This window comes from Bacillus sp. JK62, from assembly GCF_053663455.1.
The window spans coordinates 940,003-958,593 of the sequence record NZ_JBSJQA010000001.1; the positions used below are offsets into that span (position 1 = coordinate 940,003).

The 18,591-nt window shown below is 45.7% G+C and carries 17 protein-coding genes and 1 pseudogene; 5 read left to right on the forward strand and 13 right to left on the reverse strand.

All coding sequences use genetic code 11. The annotated features are described in order from the left end of the window. Positions 1-156: 156 nt before the first annotated feature. The 4 genes and pseudogenes from ACWJJ4_RS04715 (at position 157) to ACWJJ4_RS04730 (ending at position 4,679) form a co-directional block, all read left to right on the forward strand. Entirely contained in the window at positions 157-1,089 is a 933-nt protein-coding gene (locus tag ACWJJ4_RS04715; RefSeq protein WP_025650217.1) for a class 1 isoprenoid biosynthesis enzyme, read from the forward strand. A gap of 152 nt (positions 1,090-1,241) precedes the next feature. Next, positions 1,242-3,549 (forward strand): annotated as a pseudogene (locus tag ACWJJ4_RS04720) (histidine kinase). Between the two features lie 80 nt (positions 3,550-3,629). Beyond that, positions 3,630-4,274, forward strand: a complete 645-nt coding sequence (locus tag ACWJJ4_RS04725) for a response regulator transcription factor (protein WP_003152052.1) — start codon at positions 3,630-3,632, stop codon at positions 4,272-4,274. Positions 4,275-4,295: 21 nt separating this feature from the next. Further along, entirely contained in the window at positions 4,296-4,679 is a 384-nt protein-coding gene (locus tag ACWJJ4_RS04730) for a hotdog fold thioesterase (protein WP_007613430.1), read from the forward strand. Between the two features lie 39 nt (positions 4,680-4,718). On the opposite strand, the gene mnhG is transcribed toward ACWJJ4_RS04730, so the two are convergent. The 7 genes from mnhG to ACWJJ4_RS04765 are packed head-to-tail and all read right to left on the reverse strand — an operon-like array spanning position 4,719 to position 10,488. Continuing rightward, positions 4,719-5,093 (reverse strand): monovalent cation/H(+) antiporter subunit G, encoded by a 375-nt coding sequence (gene mnhG / locus ACWJJ4_RS04735; RefSeq protein ID WP_003152056.1) that lies wholly within the window; start codon positions 5,091-5,093, stop codon positions 4,719-4,721. After that, a complete protein-coding gene (locus tag ACWJJ4_RS04740) occupies positions 5,077-5,361 on the reverse strand; it encodes a Na(+)/H(+) antiporter subunit F1 (RefSeq protein ID WP_012118311.1) in 285 nt (94 codons plus the stop codon). Before ACWJJ4_RS04740 ends, mnhG begins: the two co-directional genes overlap by 17 nt. Then, positions 5,361-5,837 carry a Na+/H+ antiporter subunit E gene (locus ACWJJ4_RS04745; RefSeq protein ID WP_077722767.1) on the reverse strand — a complete coding sequence of 159 codons (477 nt, stop codon included), beginning with the start codon at positions 5,835-5,837 and terminating at the stop codon, positions 5,361-5,363. Before ACWJJ4_RS04745 ends, ACWJJ4_RS04740 begins: the two co-directional genes overlap by 1 nt. A gap of 5 nt (positions 5,838-5,842) precedes the next feature. Continuing rightward, entirely contained in the window at positions 5,843-7,324 is a 1,482-nt protein-coding gene (locus ACWJJ4_RS04750) for a Na+/H+ antiporter subunit D (RefSeq protein WP_454021473.1), read from the reverse strand. Next, positions 7,317-7,658 (reverse strand): Na(+)/H(+) antiporter subunit C, encoded by a 342-nt coding sequence (locus ACWJJ4_RS04755; protein WP_003152063.1) that lies wholly within the window; start codon positions 7,656-7,658, stop codon positions 7,317-7,319. Before ACWJJ4_RS04755 ends, ACWJJ4_RS04750 begins: the two co-directional genes overlap by 8 nt. Beyond that, positions 7,658-8,089, reverse strand: a complete 432-nt coding sequence (locus ACWJJ4_RS04760) for a Na(+)/H(+) antiporter subunit B (RefSeq protein WP_007613424.1) — start codon at positions 8,087-8,089, stop codon at positions 7,658-7,660. Before ACWJJ4_RS04760 ends, ACWJJ4_RS04755 begins: the two co-directional genes overlap by 1 nt. Beyond that, positions 8,086-10,488 (reverse strand): Na+/H+ antiporter subunit A, encoded by a 2,403-nt coding sequence (locus ACWJJ4_RS04765; RefSeq protein WP_454021474.1) that lies wholly within the window; start codon positions 10,486-10,488, stop codon positions 8,086-8,088. Before ACWJJ4_RS04765 ends, ACWJJ4_RS04760 begins: the two co-directional genes overlap by 4 nt. Positions 10,489-10,730: 242 nt before the next feature. Between ACWJJ4_RS04765 and ACWJJ4_RS04770 the strand changes: the two genes are divergently transcribed. After that, positions 10,731-10,949: a hypothetical protein gene (locus tag ACWJJ4_RS04770; protein WP_070082282.1), complete on the forward strand. Its 219-nt coding sequence runs from the start codon at positions 10,731-10,733 to the stop codon at positions 10,947-10,949. Positions 10,950-10,993: 44 nt separating this feature from the next. Here the strand turns inward: ACWJJ4_RS04770 and nupQ are convergent, their stop codons facing one another. From nupQ to malK, 6 genes are all read right to left on the reverse strand, one after another. Next, positions 10,994-11,953 (reverse strand): guanosine ABC transporter permease NupQ, encoded by a 960-nt coding sequence (gene nupQ / locus ACWJJ4_RS04775; protein WP_003152071.1) that lies wholly within the window; start codon positions 11,951-11,953, stop codon positions 10,994-10,996. Then, positions 11,954-13,000, reverse strand: coding sequence for an ABC transporter permease (locus ACWJJ4_RS04780; RefSeq protein ID WP_012118308.1), 1,047 nt, complete (start codon positions 12,998-13,000; stop codon positions 11,954-11,956). Continuing rightward, complete coding sequence (locus ACWJJ4_RS04785) at positions 12,993-14,525, reverse strand: ABC transporter ATP-binding protein (RefSeq protein WP_278269278.1); 1,533 nt, start codon at positions 14,523-14,525, stop codon at positions 12,993-12,995. The genes ACWJJ4_RS04780 and ACWJJ4_RS04785 overlap by 8 nt, the downstream gene beginning before the upstream one ends. Positions 14,526-14,666: 141 nt before the next feature. Beyond that, positions 14,667-15,740 carry a BMP family lipoprotein gene (locus ACWJJ4_RS04790; protein WP_454021475.1) on the reverse strand — a complete coding sequence of 358 codons (1,074 nt, stop codon included), beginning with the start codon at positions 15,738-15,740 and terminating at the stop codon, positions 14,667-14,669. Between the two features lie 401 nt (positions 15,741-16,141). Next, entirely contained in the window at positions 16,142-16,849 is a 708-nt protein-coding gene (locus ACWJJ4_RS04795; protein WP_003152077.1) for a response regulator, read from the reverse strand. Further along, a complete protein-coding gene (malK, locus tag ACWJJ4_RS04800; RefSeq protein ID WP_003152078.1) occupies positions 16,842-18,443 on the reverse strand; it encodes a malate sensor histidine kinase MalK in 1,602 nt (533 codons plus the stop codon). The genes ACWJJ4_RS04795 and malK overlap by 8 nt, the downstream gene beginning before the upstream one ends. Positions 18,444-18,591: the final 148 nt, after the last annotated feature.

The window sequence follows — 18,591 nt, forward strand, 5'->3', positions numbered from 1 at the left end:
TGCATTTTTTATCCATTTCATGGATAAAGTATTATACGATTGTTAAAAAACAAAAAACCTGCTGTCTTTCATCACCTGCATTTAGTAAAATAGAATGGGAGGGTGAAGACAATTATTGAGCAAATGTGTTTAGATGCCAACCAAATCAAGAATAGAATGAAGAGTATAATAGAGCGGAACATATTTAATGAACATCTAATGCAGCTCCTTCTTCGTTTTATTGAACCAAAAAAAAATTTTTCTCTAGCTGAATCAGCTGTTTTGCATTATGTGATCTTTGACGGCGAAAATCAAGAAACCGCAGTGAACTTAGGTGCCGCTATTGAAATTCTTACACTTACTTCCGATATAATTGATGATCTGGAAGATGAGGATAATCGAGATGCTCCTTGGATGAAGATAGATCGTTCACTAGCATTAAGTGCAGCATTTTCATTATACACAGCAGGATTGCAAAGCATTAATTCGATTAGTACGAATCCTTTAGTGATTAAGTATGTATTAAAATATATTCAAGATGCAATGCAGGGTCAACATGATGATTTGATTAATAAACCAGAGACAGAAGATGAATGTTTAGAGGTAATCAAGTTAAAATGCGGAAGTTTATTTGCGTTAGCAAATGTTACTGGTACGCTTTTAGCAACTGGAGAATTCAATAAGTCTGTTGAAAGTTATTCCTATTATAAAGGGATATTTGAACAAATTTCCGGTGATTATCATGCTATTTTTAAGGATAATACTAGTGATATTCTGAAAGATAAACATACATTGATTAATTTATATCTTAAGCGCTTGTTTAATAAGTCTTCTCAAGAATTGCTTCGTATATTCTCAGATCAAAAATTATATTCGCAACTGCGGCTTAATAAAAAAGAGTTTATTCAAAAGCTGTATGATTCTGGAGCATCTCAATATGTTTCGGTTTTATACCAACTATACATGCATAAGTGTGGAACTGAAGTTGAAAATTTAAATTTAGATATAAAGAAGATAAAAATAATAAAAAAACACTTGTTGAATAATAAGAATAATAAGAAGGATGATGAAGATGCAGAATTTAATAAATTATTTTTTGAATTATCCTGATGTATTAAAGAAACTGAAAAGCAATGAAGCTAGCCTTATCGGTTATGACTCTATACAAACGCAAATTATCATTAAAGGGTTTGAGAATTATTTAATGATGGGTTCGGACAATAAAAAATGGGATAATGAATAATAAGCGAAGGGTGTAAATCTTGAAGAAGCTTATAAAGCCATTTACAATATCCATTATTATTTTAAGTGTTATCTATGTTTGTTATGTCGCTTTTATTAACATGAATGGACTTATTGTAGGCACGAAAATTGTAGAAAATAAGCATAAAGTACTCGAAGTTGCTGAAATGTCAAAAACCTCGTATGGAAAATTTGTAGGTTTAAAACAAGGTGATATGATTGTCAAAATTAATAATAAAAAACCATCTTTAAAATATCTAAAAGGGGATACTCTCTATCACGTTAAGAGCTTAGATATAAAAAGAAATGGACAGCAAATTCATTTAGATGATTTTGATATTGTTAATTTAAATGGATACTACAGTTACTTTTTATTTGTCCTTCCCCTTGTATTTTATTTTTTGAGTTTAATATGTATATTTTATATTGTAAAGGTGAGTCAAACCAGAAAATCGATAGCTGGGTATGTCCTAATTCTCTTCCTGTTAGATATCTCAATAGCTTATATGAGTGCTGGTGGTCCCTCAAGAGGTCATGAATTTAACAGATATATAAATTTGTTTACCTTCATTGCCTCACCTATATTTTATCTCCAGTTTATTCAAGAGTATTTCAAGGAATTAGGTAAAAAATTTGCCAATCGCTTGATTTCTTTTCTATATATCATACCGATAATTAATCTCTTAAACGAACCGTTTCGACATATTTATTCATATGACTTCACAACAAATTTAAATTTAGTATCGTTTTTCTTCGTGACTCTCTATGCATTTATATCTGTTTTCTATCATCTGTATAAATTCAAGTATTCAGAACATGCTTATATTCTTAAGATTTTAATTTTAACAAACACGCTCTCTTTTTTACCTTTTTTGCTTTTTTATGTAATCCCAATTATTTTGACAGGAAGTTATATATTAGATGCGTTGGCAGCGGCATCCCTGCTCGTACTTATCCCATTGGGATTGGTATACCAGTTCGTAGCTAACAAAATTTTTGATATTGAATTCATTTTAGGCAGGATGAGGTACTATGGCTTGCTTGCTTGCCTTAGTTCCAGCCCTTTTTATTGTTGGGATTTCAGCTTGGTTCGAGTCAATAGATATACAAATGAATCCTGCTCAGCAAACTGTATTTTTCTTTATTGTGATATTTGTCATTTTTTATTTTAAAGAAGTAATGGATTATAAATTTCGGTTAAAACGTTTTTCTGAAAAATTTAATTATCAAGATAGTATATTCAAATATACTCAGCTTATCAGAAGCATAACATCTTTAAAACAAATGTTTAAAGAACTAAAAAAGACGATTCTGGATGTTCTACTTGTCAGTAAAGCTTATGTCTTTGAAGTTACCTCTGAGGGTGACATTTTATATCATGATAAAAAGGATAATGAGCCTGACTGGGAAATGTATTCAAAAGAATTTAAGAAAGTTACTTCAGAGATTGGAAAAATCATTGAGCTAAACCGCGGTTTTTTAATCAAGATAGGAGAACGCGGAGGAAGTTCTTATGTTTTGCTTTGTTTGTCTACTATTAATACACCGAGACTGACACGAGATGAGATTTCATGGCTGAAGACATTGTCTTTCTATACGAGTGTCTCTATGGAAAATGTGATACAGATCGAAGAACTCATGAACCATTTACAAGACCTGAAACAACAAGGTTCAAACCCGGTTTGGCTCAAAAAGCTGATGTTTACAATCGAGGAAAAGCAGCGGTCGGATTTGGCCCGGGATCTGCATGATTCAGTGCTGCAGGATTTGATTTCTTTGAAGCGCCAGTGTGAGCTGTTTCTGGCCGATTTTAAGAAAGAGGAGCCCTGCCACATAGAGGTGCAGGACAAGCTTCATCAGATGAATGAGCAGATGTCGGATGTCATTTTGATGACCCGGGAGACGTGCCATGAGCTTCGGCCTCAGCTGCTGTATGATTTGGGTCTGGTCAAGGCGGTATCCAAGCTTGCCGCGCAGCAGCAGGAGCGTGCGCCGTTTCATATCCGTCTGAATACGGGCCGGTTTACGGCGGCGCTGGATTTGGATACCCAGCTGAATTTGTACCGCATTATTCAGGAATTTCTTTCGAACGCCATGAAGCATTCACAGGCGAATGAGGTGCTGATTATGCTGATCAGCATTCAAAATAAAGTGATTCTCCATTATGAAGACGACGGTGTCGGCTGCAATCAGGAAGAAGGCGGCGGACAGTCGATGAGCATGGGTCTTTCGGGTATTAAGGAACGCGTCCGTGCACTTGACGGACGGATGAAAATCGACACAAGTGAAGGAAACGGTTTTAAAGCGGATATTGAAATGGAATTGTAACCAATTTATCACCAAATCGACTTGGCAGAAGCCAAGTCTTTTTAATAAAATGGAAATGAGTGAGTAAAAGGGAGGAAACCATGAAAAAGATACTAGTGATTGATGATCATCCGGCTGTCATGGAGGGCACCAAGACGATTCTGGAAACGGACACGAATCTTTCTGTCGATTGCCTTAGTCCTGATGCCAGTGAACAATTCGTTCTCCGGCATGATTTTTCAGCTTACGATCTCATATTAATGGATTTAAATCTGGGTGATGACATCAGCGGCATAGAGCTTTCCAAGAAAATCTTAAAAGAGAATCCTCTCTGCAAAATCATTGTCTACACAGGCTATGAGGTTGAAGATTATTTTGAAGAATCCATCCGCGCGGGCCTGCATGGCGCCATCAGCAAAACCGAATCTAAAGAGAAAATCATGCAATACATATATCATGTGCTGAACGGACAGATTTTAGTTGATTTCTCCTATTTCAAACAGCTGATGACCCAGCAAAAAACAAAAACGTCTTCTTCCCCTCAAAGTGAGCAGGATCGGTTAACCCCGAGAGAGCGCCATATTCTCCAAGAGGTCGAAAAAGGTTTGACCAATCAGGAAATCGCAGATGCGCTTCACTTAAGCAAGCGGTCGATTGAATACAGCCTGACATCCATTTTTAATAAGCTGAATGTCGGCTCCCGAACTGAAGCGGTGCTGATCGCCAAGTCAGATAACGTACTATAAATCTTGAAGGGAGAATGACCTATGAATCTGAACAATACATTGCTCGGCGCACTCGGTATTGAAATCACTGAAAACACGCCGGAGAGATGCGTGGCGGTGATGCCGGTGGATAAGAGGACGGTGCAGCCTTTCGGATATCTGCATGGGGGCGCGTCAGCAGCGCTGGCGGAGACTGTTGCAAGTGTGGGGGCCCAGCATTTTATCGACCGGTCGAAACAGGCGTGTGTCGGGCTTGAGATTAATGCCAATCATTTAAAGTCCGTGAAAGAGGGCGGAACGGTCACGGCGATAGCGGAACCCGTTCACACAGGCAGGGCAACCATTGTGTACGGGATTAACATTTTCGATGAACGAGAAAGGCTGATCTGTGTTTCCCGCTGCACGCTGGCTGTTATAACAAAATAAACAAACAGCCGGAACCCTGAATCGTCCGGCTGTTTGTTTTTACAAATATGAATCTTCTTTTCGTTTGATCACAAAGTTTCTGATCCCTTTGTAATCATCCTGAACGCTTCTTTTATCAAGCGCCGCTCCTGAATTGTACGCGGCCCTGCATATGAGGTGCGCTCCGACCGGCGCCGTCAGCAGGATAAAAATGATGCCGAGCAGTATTTTTACAGAAATTTCTCCGGTCAGCATCCACAAGTAGCCTAACACCCCGAGCAATACCAAATTAACGCCGAGTGTCGAGCCTTTTGAAGAGGCGTGGGCGCGCGTATACACATCAGGAAGCCTGAGTGTGCCGAAAGACGCGACCAGGCAGATCAGCGATCCCATCAGAATACAAACGGCGACGGCCCATTTAACGATTTCGATCATTTTCGATAATCTCTCCTTTCTCCAAAAACTTAGCAAAGGCAATCGTGCCGATAAACGATAAAATGCCAAGCAGCAGAATGATGTCCAAAAAGGCCGATGTGTTTAAGAGAATGGATACAAGTGCGGTCATGGCAATCAGATTAATGCCGATCCCATCAAGCGCGACGACCCGGTCCGGTATCGTTGGCCCTTTTATGACGCGAATGACGTACAGAAGAGTCGAAACCGCCATAATGCCGAGTGATAATTGCAGAATAAACGTAAACATCAGCGGCTCACCTCCTGAATGGCTTTCTCAAAAGAGACGCGGATGTCATGGATCGCTTTCTCCGCATCTTCAATGTCCATGGCGTGTATATAGAGAATCGACCGGTCATCGGAGATATCCATCACGAGCGTACCCGGTGTTAAAGTAATTAACAGCGAGAGCAGTGTGATCTCCCAATCCTCCGTCAATTCCGTCTTAAACGCGAAAATGCCCGGGCGGATGTTCAGTTTCGGCGATATAACGGTTTTCAGCACGCTGACATTGGCCAAATATAATTCCTTTATAAAGATCAGCGCCAGTCTGATGACCGACCATATTTTCCAAATGTAAAACGGCCGCGAGAAGAAGCGCCGGAAAAAAAACAGCGCCGCCAAGCCCGCGATAAATCCGGTTATAAAACCCGCCGTGCTGAGGCTGTTTGTGAGAAACATCCAGCAAACAGCGAGAAGAACATTTAATAATAGTTGAAAAGCCATGCCATCTACTCCTTCAAAACAGCTTCTATGTATTTTGCCGGATTCAGCAGATTCTCAGCCGTCTGATTGACATACGGCGAAACCCATTCGGTTCCGAGCCCGAACAGAAGCGACAAAAGGAGAAAAGCGGCTGCCGGATAAAGAAGTCCTTTTGCGGACCGTCCGCCTGCGCCGGGGATTTCTTTTTCTTCCCCCCAAAAAGCCGTCGTAAAAACCTTCAGCACCGAATAGAGCACAAGCAGGCTTGATACAAGAATCAATACGGAAAACAATGTTTCCCCCTTATCGAACCCGCCTTCCGCGATCTTCAGCTTGCCCACAAATCCGCTGAACGGCGGGATGCCGGCCAAAGATATGGCTGAAATAAAGAACATCCATCCTAAAACGGGATATCGGTTGATCAGTCCGCCCATTTTATGCAGGCTGGCAGTGCCTGTCAATGCGATAAGCGAGCCGGCAAGCATAAACAGCGCTCCTTTAATCAGCATATCGTGAATCAAGTAATAAACCGCTCCTTGAATGGAGGCCGGCGTGTTCATGGCAATGCCGAACAAAATCACGCCGACGGCTGTAATAATATTGTAGATGACGATTTTCATGACATCCGAAAAGGCGATAGATCCGATTACGCCGAATAGCACCGTCAGCATCGCAAGCCACATCATCAATTGGTGGGTAAAGCCCGTATCGTGAATAAAGATCAGGGTGAATACTCTTAAAATGGCATACAGGCCGACTTTCGTCAAAAGAGACCCGAATAAAGCCGAAATTGCAGCCGGCGGGGCGTAATAAGAGCCCGGCATCCAGAAATACAGCGGGAATATCCCGCCCTTTAAACCGAAAACGACGAGAAGAAGGACGCCGATCACGGTTATTAGCCCGGTCTGGCCCGATTCGCTTATTTTTACGCTTAGATCAGCCATATTCAGCGTGCCCGTCACCGCATATAAGTAACCGACGCCGATGACAAAAAACGCGGATGACACAATGTTAAACACGATATACTTCAATGATTCTCTTAATTGAATTTTCGTTCCGCCAAGCACGATCAGCATGTAGGACGCGATAAGCAGAAGCTCAAAAAAGACGTACATGTTGAACAGGTCACCCGTCAAAAACGCTCCGCTTACGCCGGCCAGAAGAAACTGCACCCCTGAATAATAGAAAGCGCGCTCCCTTTTTTCTCCGATGGAGCGGAAGGAGTACAGGATGACGAGCAGCCCGATTATGGCGGTTGTCAAAACAAGCAGTGCGGCGAGCTGATCCGCGGCGAGCACAATGCCGTACGGCGCTTTCCAGCCGCCGAGTGTCAGCGTCTGAATCCCGTGTGTGAAAACCGTCTGAACGAGAGCGGCGCTGATGACGATGGAGACACAGGAAGCGGCAGTGCTGAATATCCGCATCAGCATCACGTGCCTGTTCATAAAAATCAGCAGCACTGCGGCAAGCAGCGGCACCAGAATGGGCAATATCACAAAGTTATTCATGTTGATCATTTCCCCTCATTCGATCCATATCGTCCGTTTTCAGTTCCTGATAGGCGCGAAACGCCATCACAAGCAGGAAGGACGTGACGCCGAACGAAATAACGATCGCCGTCAGTATGAGTGCCTGCGGCAGCGGATCGACAAACGATGTGCTTTTTCCGCCCAGTATGGGAGGAGCGCCTTTTTTCAGTCCGCCCATGGTCAGGAGCAGCAAATGGACGCCGTGGCTCAAAAGCGCGGTGCCGATAATCACGCGCAGCAGACTTTTAGAAAGCAGCAGGTAGGTTGCCGCCATAAACAAAATACCGGCAATGACAGACATTAAGATTTCCACTATTCTTCCTCTCCAATCGTTTGAATAATGGTCATCGTCACGCCGACAACAACGAGATACACACCTAAATCAAACAAAGTGGCCGTCGCAAGCTCCGTATTCCCGAGCACCGGGAGATGAAAATGGCCGAATGTATGGGTGAGAAAGGGCGCTCCGAATAAGAACGAACCTGCACCCGTTGCAATCGCGATAAGCAGACCCGCGCCCGCCACATAAATAAAATTGACGGGCAAAATCGATTTGACGGTTTTTAAATCAAAGGCCAAAAGCAGCAGTACGATGGCCGAAGACGTAATCAGTCCGCCGACAAATCCTCCGCCGGGAGCGTTATGCCCCGATAAAAATAAATAGAAAGAGAAAAGCAGAATGATAAAAGATACAAGCTTCGTTGCCGTCTGAAGGATGATGTCGTTTGTTTTTTGCTGTCTCAACGCTCTTCTCCCTCCTCTTTTACTTTTGTTCTGATCATGCCGTAAATCCCGAGTGCGGCGATCGACAGCACCGTGATTTCAAACATCGTGTCAAATCCCCTGAAATCAACGAGGATGACGTTGACGATATTGTTTCCTCCCCCGAGCTTATGGCTGTAAGCGGTGAAAAAGGAGGAGATGCTGTCTTTTGTTTTTTCGCTGGAAGACGCGATTCCGAGCATTGTCACGATGACGCCGACACCGAGAGAAATGATAAAATTCGTCATCCGGAATGTTCTTGTCTTCTTTTTCCGCCGCATTTTCGGCAGATGGTAAAAACAAAGAAGAAACAAGGCGACGGATATCGTCTCAATGACAAGCTGCGTGAGCGCCAGATCGGGCGCTCTGAAAATCACGAAAAACAGCGCGAGTGTGTACCCGACAACACCGAGTGAGATAATGGCCGTCAGCCGCGATTTGGCGAACACAGTCGCAATCGTTGCGCTCACCATAACGAGGGACAGCACGATTTCATACAGGCCGATCTCAGCCATGCCTTTCGCTGTCATGGAAAAGCCGCCTTTCATGACGAACGCCGCTCCGATGAGAATGATAAACGCCGCAAAAATATACAGCAGATAATCCCGCAAAAATCCGGTCATATAAGATGACGTCAGCTGGTAAGATCTTTTTTCCATACTGCCCGTCACCGCATCGTAAAGCTTGTTCAGCGTCAGTTTTTTCGGAAACAGACCGTACAGACGCTCCCATTTAGACAGCGTTACGTAACCGATCGTGCCGACAATGATGATGCCGAGGGTCATCATTACCTCAGCCGTCACCCCGTGCCACTGGGAAATATGGACATGGAATGTATCTCCGCCGGTTAACAGAGCCGGATAAATGGAGTTCATCGCCGGTTCAATCAGGCTGTAAGACAAAACGTTCGGGGCAAAAAACAGACTGACGGCGCAAGCGGCAAGAATCACCGGCGAAATCAGCATGCCGAGCGGAGCTTCATGCGGCGTCTTTTCAAGCTGAGCAGATTTACGCGCGCCGCTGAACGTTCTGAAAAACAGCTTCATGCTGTAGATGAAAGTGAAGACGCTCCCGATCCATGCGAGAACGGGGAACAGCACGCCCCACGTATCCAGGCTGAAAATATCTGCATGAGCAATCCGCAGCATACTTGTAAAGAACATTTCTTTACTTAAAAAGCCGTTAAACGGAGGGAGGCCGGCCATGGAAAACGTTCCGATCAGTGAAACGGTAAACGTTACCGGCATAAGCGCCATCAGGCCGCCGAGCCTGCGGATATCCCGCGTTCCCGTTTCATGGTCGATAATGCCGACCGCCATGAATAAACTTCCTTTAAAAGTAGCATGGTTAATTAAGTGAAACACAGCCGCGGTGACAGCCGCCGTAAAATACTCTGAATGCTGATAATGAAGCGCGGCGGCTCCTGCGCCGAGCATCGATACAATCATACCGAGCTGGCTGACTGTGGAAAATGCCAGAATCGCTTTTAAATCGGTTTGTTTAATCGCATTAAAGGAAGCCCATACCATCGTGATCAGACCGACTGAGGCAACCGTCCAAAACCAGACGGGTGAAAAAGCAAAAACCGGACTGAATCTGGCAATCAGATAAATACCCGCTTTCACCATTGTAGCCGAGTGCAGATAGGCGCTGACAGGAGTCGGCGCCTCCATGGCATCAGGCAGCCAGATATAAAACGGAAACTGCGCTGATTTCGTAAAGGCCCCCAATAACAGGAGAACCATCGCCGGAATAAAGAACGGATGGCCTGCGATAATATGCACCTGGTTGACCATTTCCCTGATACTGAAAGAATCCGTCATCAGATACAGCAGGATAAAGCCGCCGAGCATGCACAGCCCGCCGCCGACGGTAATCAGCAGTGATTTTTCCGCCCCGTTGCGTGATTTCTTCCGCTTATGCCAATACCCGATTAATAAGAAGGATGACAGGCTTGTCAGCTCCCAGAACATATAAAGCACGATGACGTTATCGACGAGCACAACGCCGAGCATCGCGCCCATAAACATCAGCAGGTACACATAAAAGGGGCCGAGCTTTTCTTTGTCCTTCGATAAGTAAAAAATAGAGTAAAGCGTCACCAAAGAGCCGATGCCCGTAATCAATAAAGCGAATAACAGCCCGAGTCCGTCAATATAAACGGTATAGTTAATACCGAGGGACGGAATCCATTCGGCCGCATACCGGACGGTTTCCCCAGCCATTGTGACAGGGAGCTTGCTGATAAAGTAAACAAACAGCACAACGGGCACTATCAGCACAAACCAGCCTGTATGGACTTGTTTTACCCGTTTATAAAGAAAGGGAACGATAAATGCAAATAAAAAAGGCGCCAAAATCGCGAAATGTAACAGCTGCAACAGAAGACCTCCTTTGCTTGTTTTTTTATCAAGCAACTGCTTTATGTAAGAATGAATCAATCAATTCACGGTCATAGGACCCAGTACAAATTATATCGCACTTTTTTTTACCCTGCTACGGCATAATGTATTCCTCTTTGTGTTTTTGTGGTCTTTTGAACCCAAAATAAATTTATCAAATATCCGGATCTTTGTATATACATTTCTTTTTCAGATCAAGCTTTACAAAAGGAGCTGGTCAGATGAAGAGAAAGGCGGCGGCCTGTATTGGAATATTTTGTTCTATTATTGCAGGAACATTCATAGCGGATGATTTCTGCAAAACGCGGCAGCAGACGGAGGCAGATGATTGGGAGCGTTTTTTTCTCGGTGCGGAATACGCAGAAGACAAGCTGAGTGCGGCTGAATCAATGCAAACGCCGTTTCAGCCGCGTGAGTATATCAGAATCGTATATAGATGAAAAGAGTTCCGGCACCAGGGTGCGGAACTCTTTTTGTGTCACAATCAGCGTTTTCCTTTAATATAAGGGATGCCGTTGGCTTTAGGCGCATCCGCTCGGCCGATGAAGCCGGCAAGCGCGAGAATGGTCAGAATGTAAGGAGCCATCAGCATGTATACATTCGGAATGTCTTTGAACAGGGGCAAAAGCGAGCCGATAATGCTCAAACTCTGCGCAAACCCGAAGAACAGCGCAGCCCCGAGCGCGCCGATCGGATGCCATTTGCCGAAAACAAGCGCGGCGAGAGCGATAAAGCCTTGCCCGGAAATGGTGGAGTGCGTGAAATCAAGCGCGATCGTGGAAGCATATACACCGCCGCCGAGCCCGCCGAACAGCCCGCTGATCATGACGCCGATATAGCGCATGCCGAACACGTTGATTCCCATCGTATCGGCCGCCATCGGATGTTCCCCGACAGAACGGATGCGGAGGCCGAACGGCGTTTTGAATAAAATAAACCAGGAAACAAAGGCCAGTACGATGGCTAAAATCGACGTATAATATACGTCAGAAAAGAAAATCTTTCCTAAAACCGGAATATCGCTTAACCCGGGAATGTTCGTTTTGTAAAAGGGCTCCGGGATTTTATCAGTCTGCGCCTTTCCGTAAATCAGCTTGACGATAAACAGTGTCGCTCCTAACGCGAGCATATTGATCGCCACACCGGTTACCGTCTGATCGGCGCGGAAAGAAACCGCGGCAGCCGCGTGGATCAGTGAGAACAGTCCGCCGGCAATCATAGCCGCAGCCAGAGCGAGCCACGGAGCGGCGGCGCCAAGCTCGCGTCCGAAAAATAAGTTGAACATGACGCTTGTAAAGGCGCCTATAATCATCAGTCCTTCAAGACCGATGTTGACAACTCCCGATCTTTCAGAAAACACGCCGCCGAGAGCGGTTAAAATAAGCGGAGCCGCATATACGAGTGTTGCCGGGACAATAATGGATAAAATCTGCAGGAAGTCCACTTACTTCGCCCCCTTTTTCTTCAATTTATCAAGGATGAGACGGATGGCGTAGCTTGATGCCACAAACAAAATAATAATGGCGATGACGATGTCAACGACTTCAGAAGGCACCCCGGATTCAATCGGCATATTTAATGCCCCGACTTTAAGGCCGCCGAGAAGACATGCCGCCAGAACAACGCCGATTGCCGTGCTGCCGCCGAGAAGCGCAACCGCAATGCCGTCGAAGCCGACGCCGGTAAAGGCGCCCTTAACCGCCGCATATTGAAAGGTTCCGAGTCCTTCCATCGCGCCGGCAAGCCCTGCGAAGGCGCCGGAAATCATCATGGCGTACATCATATTTTTTCTGACGCTCATTCCGGCGTATTGTGCGGCGTGCTGGTTAAAGCCGACAGCCCGGAATTCAAATCCGCTTTTTGTTTTATGAATGATAAACCACATGAGGACTGCCGCAAACAGAGCGATCAGAATGCCCCAATGAAGGCGGGAGTAATCTGTCAGCTGCTCTAAAAACGGCGAGCGGAGCGACGCGCTTTCATGAATTTTGTCTGTTTTGTCCCGGTGGTCCGTCATGACATCGGAAATGAGATAATTGGTTAAATGAAGAGCGATATAATTCATCATGATCGTGACAATCACTTCGTGGACAAAAAAACGGGCTTTTAAAAATCCGGGAATCAGGCCCCAAATGCCGCCCGCAGCCGCAGCCGCCAATAATGAAAGCGGAAGGTGGATGTAAGCGGGGGCGTCAAAGGAAGCGCCGACCCACACCGCGGCGGTCCAGCCGACAAGGAGCTGTCCTTCAACCCCGATATTAAAAAGGCCGGTCCGAAATGCAAATGCCACGGCCAATCCGGACAAAATATATGGCGTAATCTGCCGGATCGATTCCCCGATGTAATATACTTCACCGAAAATGCCGCTCCAAAGAGCCGAATACCCGCTTACGACATTGTAGCCGCTGGCGAGCATGATGACCGCACCCGCAGCTAATCCAAGGATGATCGCAATCAGCGGCACAGCCAGATGAGAAAGTCGATTAATCATGTGTTTTCCCCGCCTCCATTTGCTTACTTCCCGCCATTAAAAGTCCGAGCTCCTGCTCGTTTGTTTCAAGCGGATTGACGTTTGCGATGATGCTGCCTTCAAAGATGACGGCGATGCGATCGCTGAGATTCATTATTTCATCAAGTTCAAAAGATAACAGAAGCACCGCTTTACCGGCATCACGCTGCTCAATGAGCTTTTTATGGACGAATTCAATCGCGCCGACATCGAGTCCCCGCGTCGGCTGGGCCGCAATTAAAAGATCCGGATTTCTGTCCACTTCCCGGCCGATAATGGCCTTTTGCTGATTCCCCCCGGAGAGAGCGCGCGCAGGCGTATATTCATCAGGTGTTCTGACATCGTATTCTTCAATCAGGCTTCGCGCTTTGTCATAAATCGTGTGTTTATTTAATATGCCGAAAGAAGAGTAAGGCTTTTGGTAATAACTTTGCAGCACGATATTTTCTCCGATCGGAAAATCAAGGACGAGCCCGTGTTTATGCCTGTCTTGCGGAATATGCCCGATGCCGGCTTCAGTGACTTTCCTGGGCGGCATATTTTGCAGCTGTTTGCCGTTTAACGTAATCGTGCCGGCATTTGTTTTTCTGAGACCTGTAATGGCTTCAATTAATTCAGACTGGCCGTTTCCGTCAACGCCCGCAATGCCGACGATTTCACCGGCTCTGACAGAGAGGGAGAGCTGTTTGACCGCCTCAACGCCGCGCGCGTCTTTCACCGTTACATCAGAAAGCGAAAGCACTTCCTGTTTTGGTTCGGCCGGCTGTTTATCCGTCTTGAATGACACTTCGCGTCCGACCATAAGGCTTGCCAGTTCATCTTGATCCGTATGTGCGACATCAAGTGTTGTAATGCCTTTTCCTTTCCGGATGATGGTGACACGGTCGCAGACTTCCATAATCTCTTTTAATTTGTGGGTGATGAGGATAATTGATTTTCCTTCATTGACAAGATTTTTCATAATCTGAATCAGTTCTTGAATTTCGTGCGGAGTCAGCACCGCGGTCGGCTCGTCAAAAATGAGAATGTCGGCGCCCCGGTAGAGGGTCTTTAATATTTCCGCCCGCTGCTGCATACCGACGGAGATATCGGCAACTTTGGCTTCAGGATCAATGTGCAGGCCGTAACGGTCGGAAATATCGCGCACGTCCCGGTCGGCGCGCTGTCTGTCAATTCGGCCGAAAGTTTTCGGTTCTTTTCCGAGAATGATATTTTCTGAGACGGTAAAGGTATCCACAAGCATAAAATGCTGGTGCACCATCCCGATGCCGAGATCGTTGGCTTTGTTCGGGCTGTTGATGTGAACGCGTTCGCCACGCACCCGGATCTCGCCTTTTTCCGGCTGATACAGGCCGAATAAAACGTTCATGAGTGTCGATTTTCCGGCGCCGTTTTCACCGAGAAGGGCGTGTATTTCGCCTTTTTTCACTTGAAGCGTGACGTCATCATTGGCGACGATTCCGGGAAATTCCTTGCGTATATTAAGCATTTCAATGATATAATCCACCGATTTGTCGCTCCTTTTCAGAGATACTTTGATGAGAAAGAGCTTGGCAAAAGAAAAGCTGCAAGAGATGCAGCTTTTCCTTCACCGCTCTTTTCAAAAAAGAGAGGGGATAAGCACGGAAGTCTCCTTATCCCCTGGTTCTTACTCAGCCTTGAAGGATTTCAATTCTTTTTCAGTTGAAGGGATCTCGAGTCCGTCCGCGATTTTCTTCTTCCAATCGTCTGTTGCTTTGATGACATCGTCAGAAAGGTTCTCCTTATGATCCGAGATGCCGACTGCATCTTGCGCCAAACCGTATGTTAATGTTTTGCCGCCCGGGAATTTACCGTCACTCGCTTTTTTCGTTAAGTCCTCCACGGCAGTATCCACTTTTTTGACCATTGATGTGAGAGTGACATTGTCTTTTGTGCCTTTGACTTGGCCTTCCGCGTACTGGTCTTTATCAACACCGATAACCCATACGTTCCGCTTCGGATCTTCTTTTTTCAGATTTTTCGCTTCTGTGAAGACGCCGGTTCCCGTTGCGCCGGCCGCGTGATAAATGACGTCAACGCCTGATTTGTACATGCTTTCAGCCGTCGCCTTGCCGACATCGGCTTTGTCAAACCCGCCCGCATATTTCACTTCGACGGTCGCTTTCGGATTTGCGGCTTGTACACCCGCGCGGAAGCCGATTTCGAATTTTTTGATCAATTCAGACTCCATTCCGCCCACGAATCCGACTTTTCCCGTTTTGCTCGATAGCGCAGCGGCCGCTCCCACGAGGAATGAGCCTTCCTGCTCTTTAAATGTAAGGCTCGCCACGTTGTCTTTTTTGACAACGGCATCAATGATCGCAAAATTTGTGTCTTTGCGCTGATCGGCGATTTCGCTGATGGAATCCTGCATCAGATACCCGACGCCGTAAATCAGGTCAAAGTGTTCCCGCGCTAATTTATTTAAGTTCGTTGTATAATCTGCATCTGATTTTGATTGAAGATAGTCAAAACCGCTTTTGCCTTTTGTAAGCCCGTTGTCTTTTCCGAATGCCTGGATGCCTTCCCAGGCGGACTGGTTAAATGATTTGTCATCAACACCGCCGATATCCGTTACCATGCCGACGGTAAAGTTTTTGCTGCCGGAGCCGTTTGCTTTGTCACTTGAACCGCATGCGCTTAATATGGTTCCGGCCGCTGCGATGAGCACCATCGCCATTCCGATTTTGCGTTTTTTCAAAGATATAACCCCCCTGTAAAATATGGCTGTGCCGTTCAATTCAGACTTGAGTCCCCGTGCCGGATGCAGAATCGAAAAAACTTTCTGATAATAATGATGAGACGTCTCTCTTTTTCCCGCCTTGAGCGGCTGTCTCTTCCGGGTTCGGGACTTATGACTTATCTGAAAAGATCTGCTAACCAATCATAATTTATCATTTTACCCGCCATAAATAAATAGAAATTTGCTTATTTTTTAAAAAATATCAATTTTATGAATCGGCTTCCTCATCTGGTTAAAACAGAGGAGGATCAGCCGGGTCATTATCCTTATATAGCATATCAAAAAGGAATCTCAAGCCTTTTGTCACGGGATATGACAGTAAAAAAGCACCGTTCACAGCGAAACGGCGCTTTTTGACATTATAAATATTGTTTGATGCTGCTGACATTGCCGGTGTTGATATGATATTGAAAGACGGGTCTGCCGATCGTGCCGTACGCCATCTCTACATTCAGCACTTGTATGTCTTCCAGAAATTTAAGGTATTTCCGGATGGAGACTTGCGAGATTTCAGTATGCTTGGCGAGATCTTCCGTGGTAAAAGAGCCGTCGCCGAAAGACTCAATGCTCGCCCAGATGAGTTTAAGCGTGCTCTTTGTCAATCCCTTCGGAAGGTGAACCTTTTCCGCCGCTTCTTTCTTTTGAAAAAGCTCGGCATCCAATTCTTTCTGTGTCATGCTTCTGTGTGATTGATAAACTTTCTGCTTGCGTCTGTAGTCGGAAAGAGCGGTTTGAAAGCGGTCAAATTCAAATGGTTTGATTAAATAATCGACGGCGCCGTACCGAAGCGTTTTTTTAATGACGTCCAGCTCGCTTGCGGCCGAAATGACGATGACATCAACCGATTCATTCTGCTTGCGGATTTCCGTTAAAAGCTCAAGCCCGTTTTTTCCCGGCATGTAAATGTCAAGAAGGATGAGATCGATATGATGCTCGCTCAGCACGTGCAGCGCGCTTTGAAAGGATGATGCGATCCCTTTCAGCTGAAATCCTTCAATCTGGCTGAGATAGCGCTTATTTAATTCACCCACCATGGGGTCGTCTTCAACTATGAGTACATTAATCATCATTTTCCTCCTTCGGTTCATACGGAATGCGAAGACTGAAAGTCGTTCCTTCATTCTTTTCACTTGTCACAATCATATGGCCTTTTAAATTTTCTGTTGCCTGCTGGGTGAAATAGAGGCCGAACCCCCGGTTTGTCCCTTTCGTGGAATAACCTTGTTCAAAAATACGGGCTTGGTCTGCCGCAGACATTCCGGCTCCCGTGTCCGTAATCTCTATATCAAGCTGGCGATCCTGAAACCGCATCGAGCACGTAATGTTTTTTTTCGGCATCTGCGCCACCGCGTCGAGCGCGTTGTTTAACAGGTTTCCGATAATCGTAATGAGCTCATGGATGACGGCCGGATCCGCCGCATTCGGAATCAGGCTGCCGAGCTGAATGTCCAGATCAGCGCCCTGCTCGCGTATGTAGCTTTGTTTTCCCAGAAGAAATCCTGCGAGAACCGGACTTTTGACATCACTTATAATCTCGCTTGTTTCCGTCTTCTGCTGAATGGCAATGTCTTTAATGTAAGTGCCGAGATCATCGTATTCTTTTAACTGGACAAGCCCTAAAATGACATGAAGCTTATTCATGAATTCATGAGACTGGGCTCTTAATGCGTTTGCATACATTTTAACACCGGACAGCTGTTCTGCTAAATGTTTGACCTCCGTTTTGTCCCTGAACGTGGCGATCGCTCCGACGGTTTGTCCTTTCAGATGAATCGGAACTTCATTAAAGACCAGCTCAAGTCCGTTAATGCGGATATCCCTGTCCTGAAGCGGTTTTTTCGTTTCAATCACCTGTTTCAGCCGGCTTTTCGGGAGAATATCGTTCACATCTTGATCGACCGGATTAGTCGGAATACCCATTTTAATAAAAAGCCGTTTCGCTTCCGCATTGGCGAGCTTTATTTTTCCCCGCGCGTCAACCGCCAGGATGCCTTCCTTCGTTGATTCGAGCATGGCGCTCCGCTCTTCCAGGAGGGTGGCGATTTCATAAGGCTCAAGACCGTACATAATGTTTTTGACGGTGCGGGCGACAATCACGGCTCCGATGACGCCGACAAAAATACTTACGCAGATGATGAAATAAAGCGGTCTCAAACTGTGGCTGACGACATCCTGTATTTTGTTAAGCGAAATTCCGACCGAAACGACGCCCACTTGTTTTTTATCTTTTCCATAGATCGGTACGAAGGCTCTCATGGATTTTCCGAGAGTGCCCGCTGATGTGCTCGTTTTGATATGGCCGTGCATTGCCGGCTGTTCGTCTCCGCCGGTGAATTTCTTCCCGATTTTATTTGCGTCGGGGTGGGTGAGGCGGATGCTGTTCATATCCATCACCACGACAAATTCGGTTCCTGTCGTATGCTGGACATCCAGTGTATAATTCCGGAGCTCTTTCAGCCCTTTTCTTGTTTGCAATGCCTGCGCGACACTCGGTGTTTCCGCAACCAGCTTTGCGGTGCGCAGCGCGGTTGTCCGTTCTTCTTCTTTCACGCGGTCTGCGGTCTGGACGCTGATCGTGAAAAAGGTGATACAAAGTGCGATAAGGACGACAATACAGACGAATATCGTTAATCGGGTTTGCAATTTTAATGTTTTTTTCATAACAGCCTTCCTTACGTTTATCATTCCCGCGTTCTACTTTACTCCGAAAAAGCCTGTTTGTGAAGATCAGGCCCTTATTTCGTAAAAGTGAGGAAAAATGGAATTTTTTATCTTGTCAATGTGTTTTAAGTCCTCCATAATAAGTGAG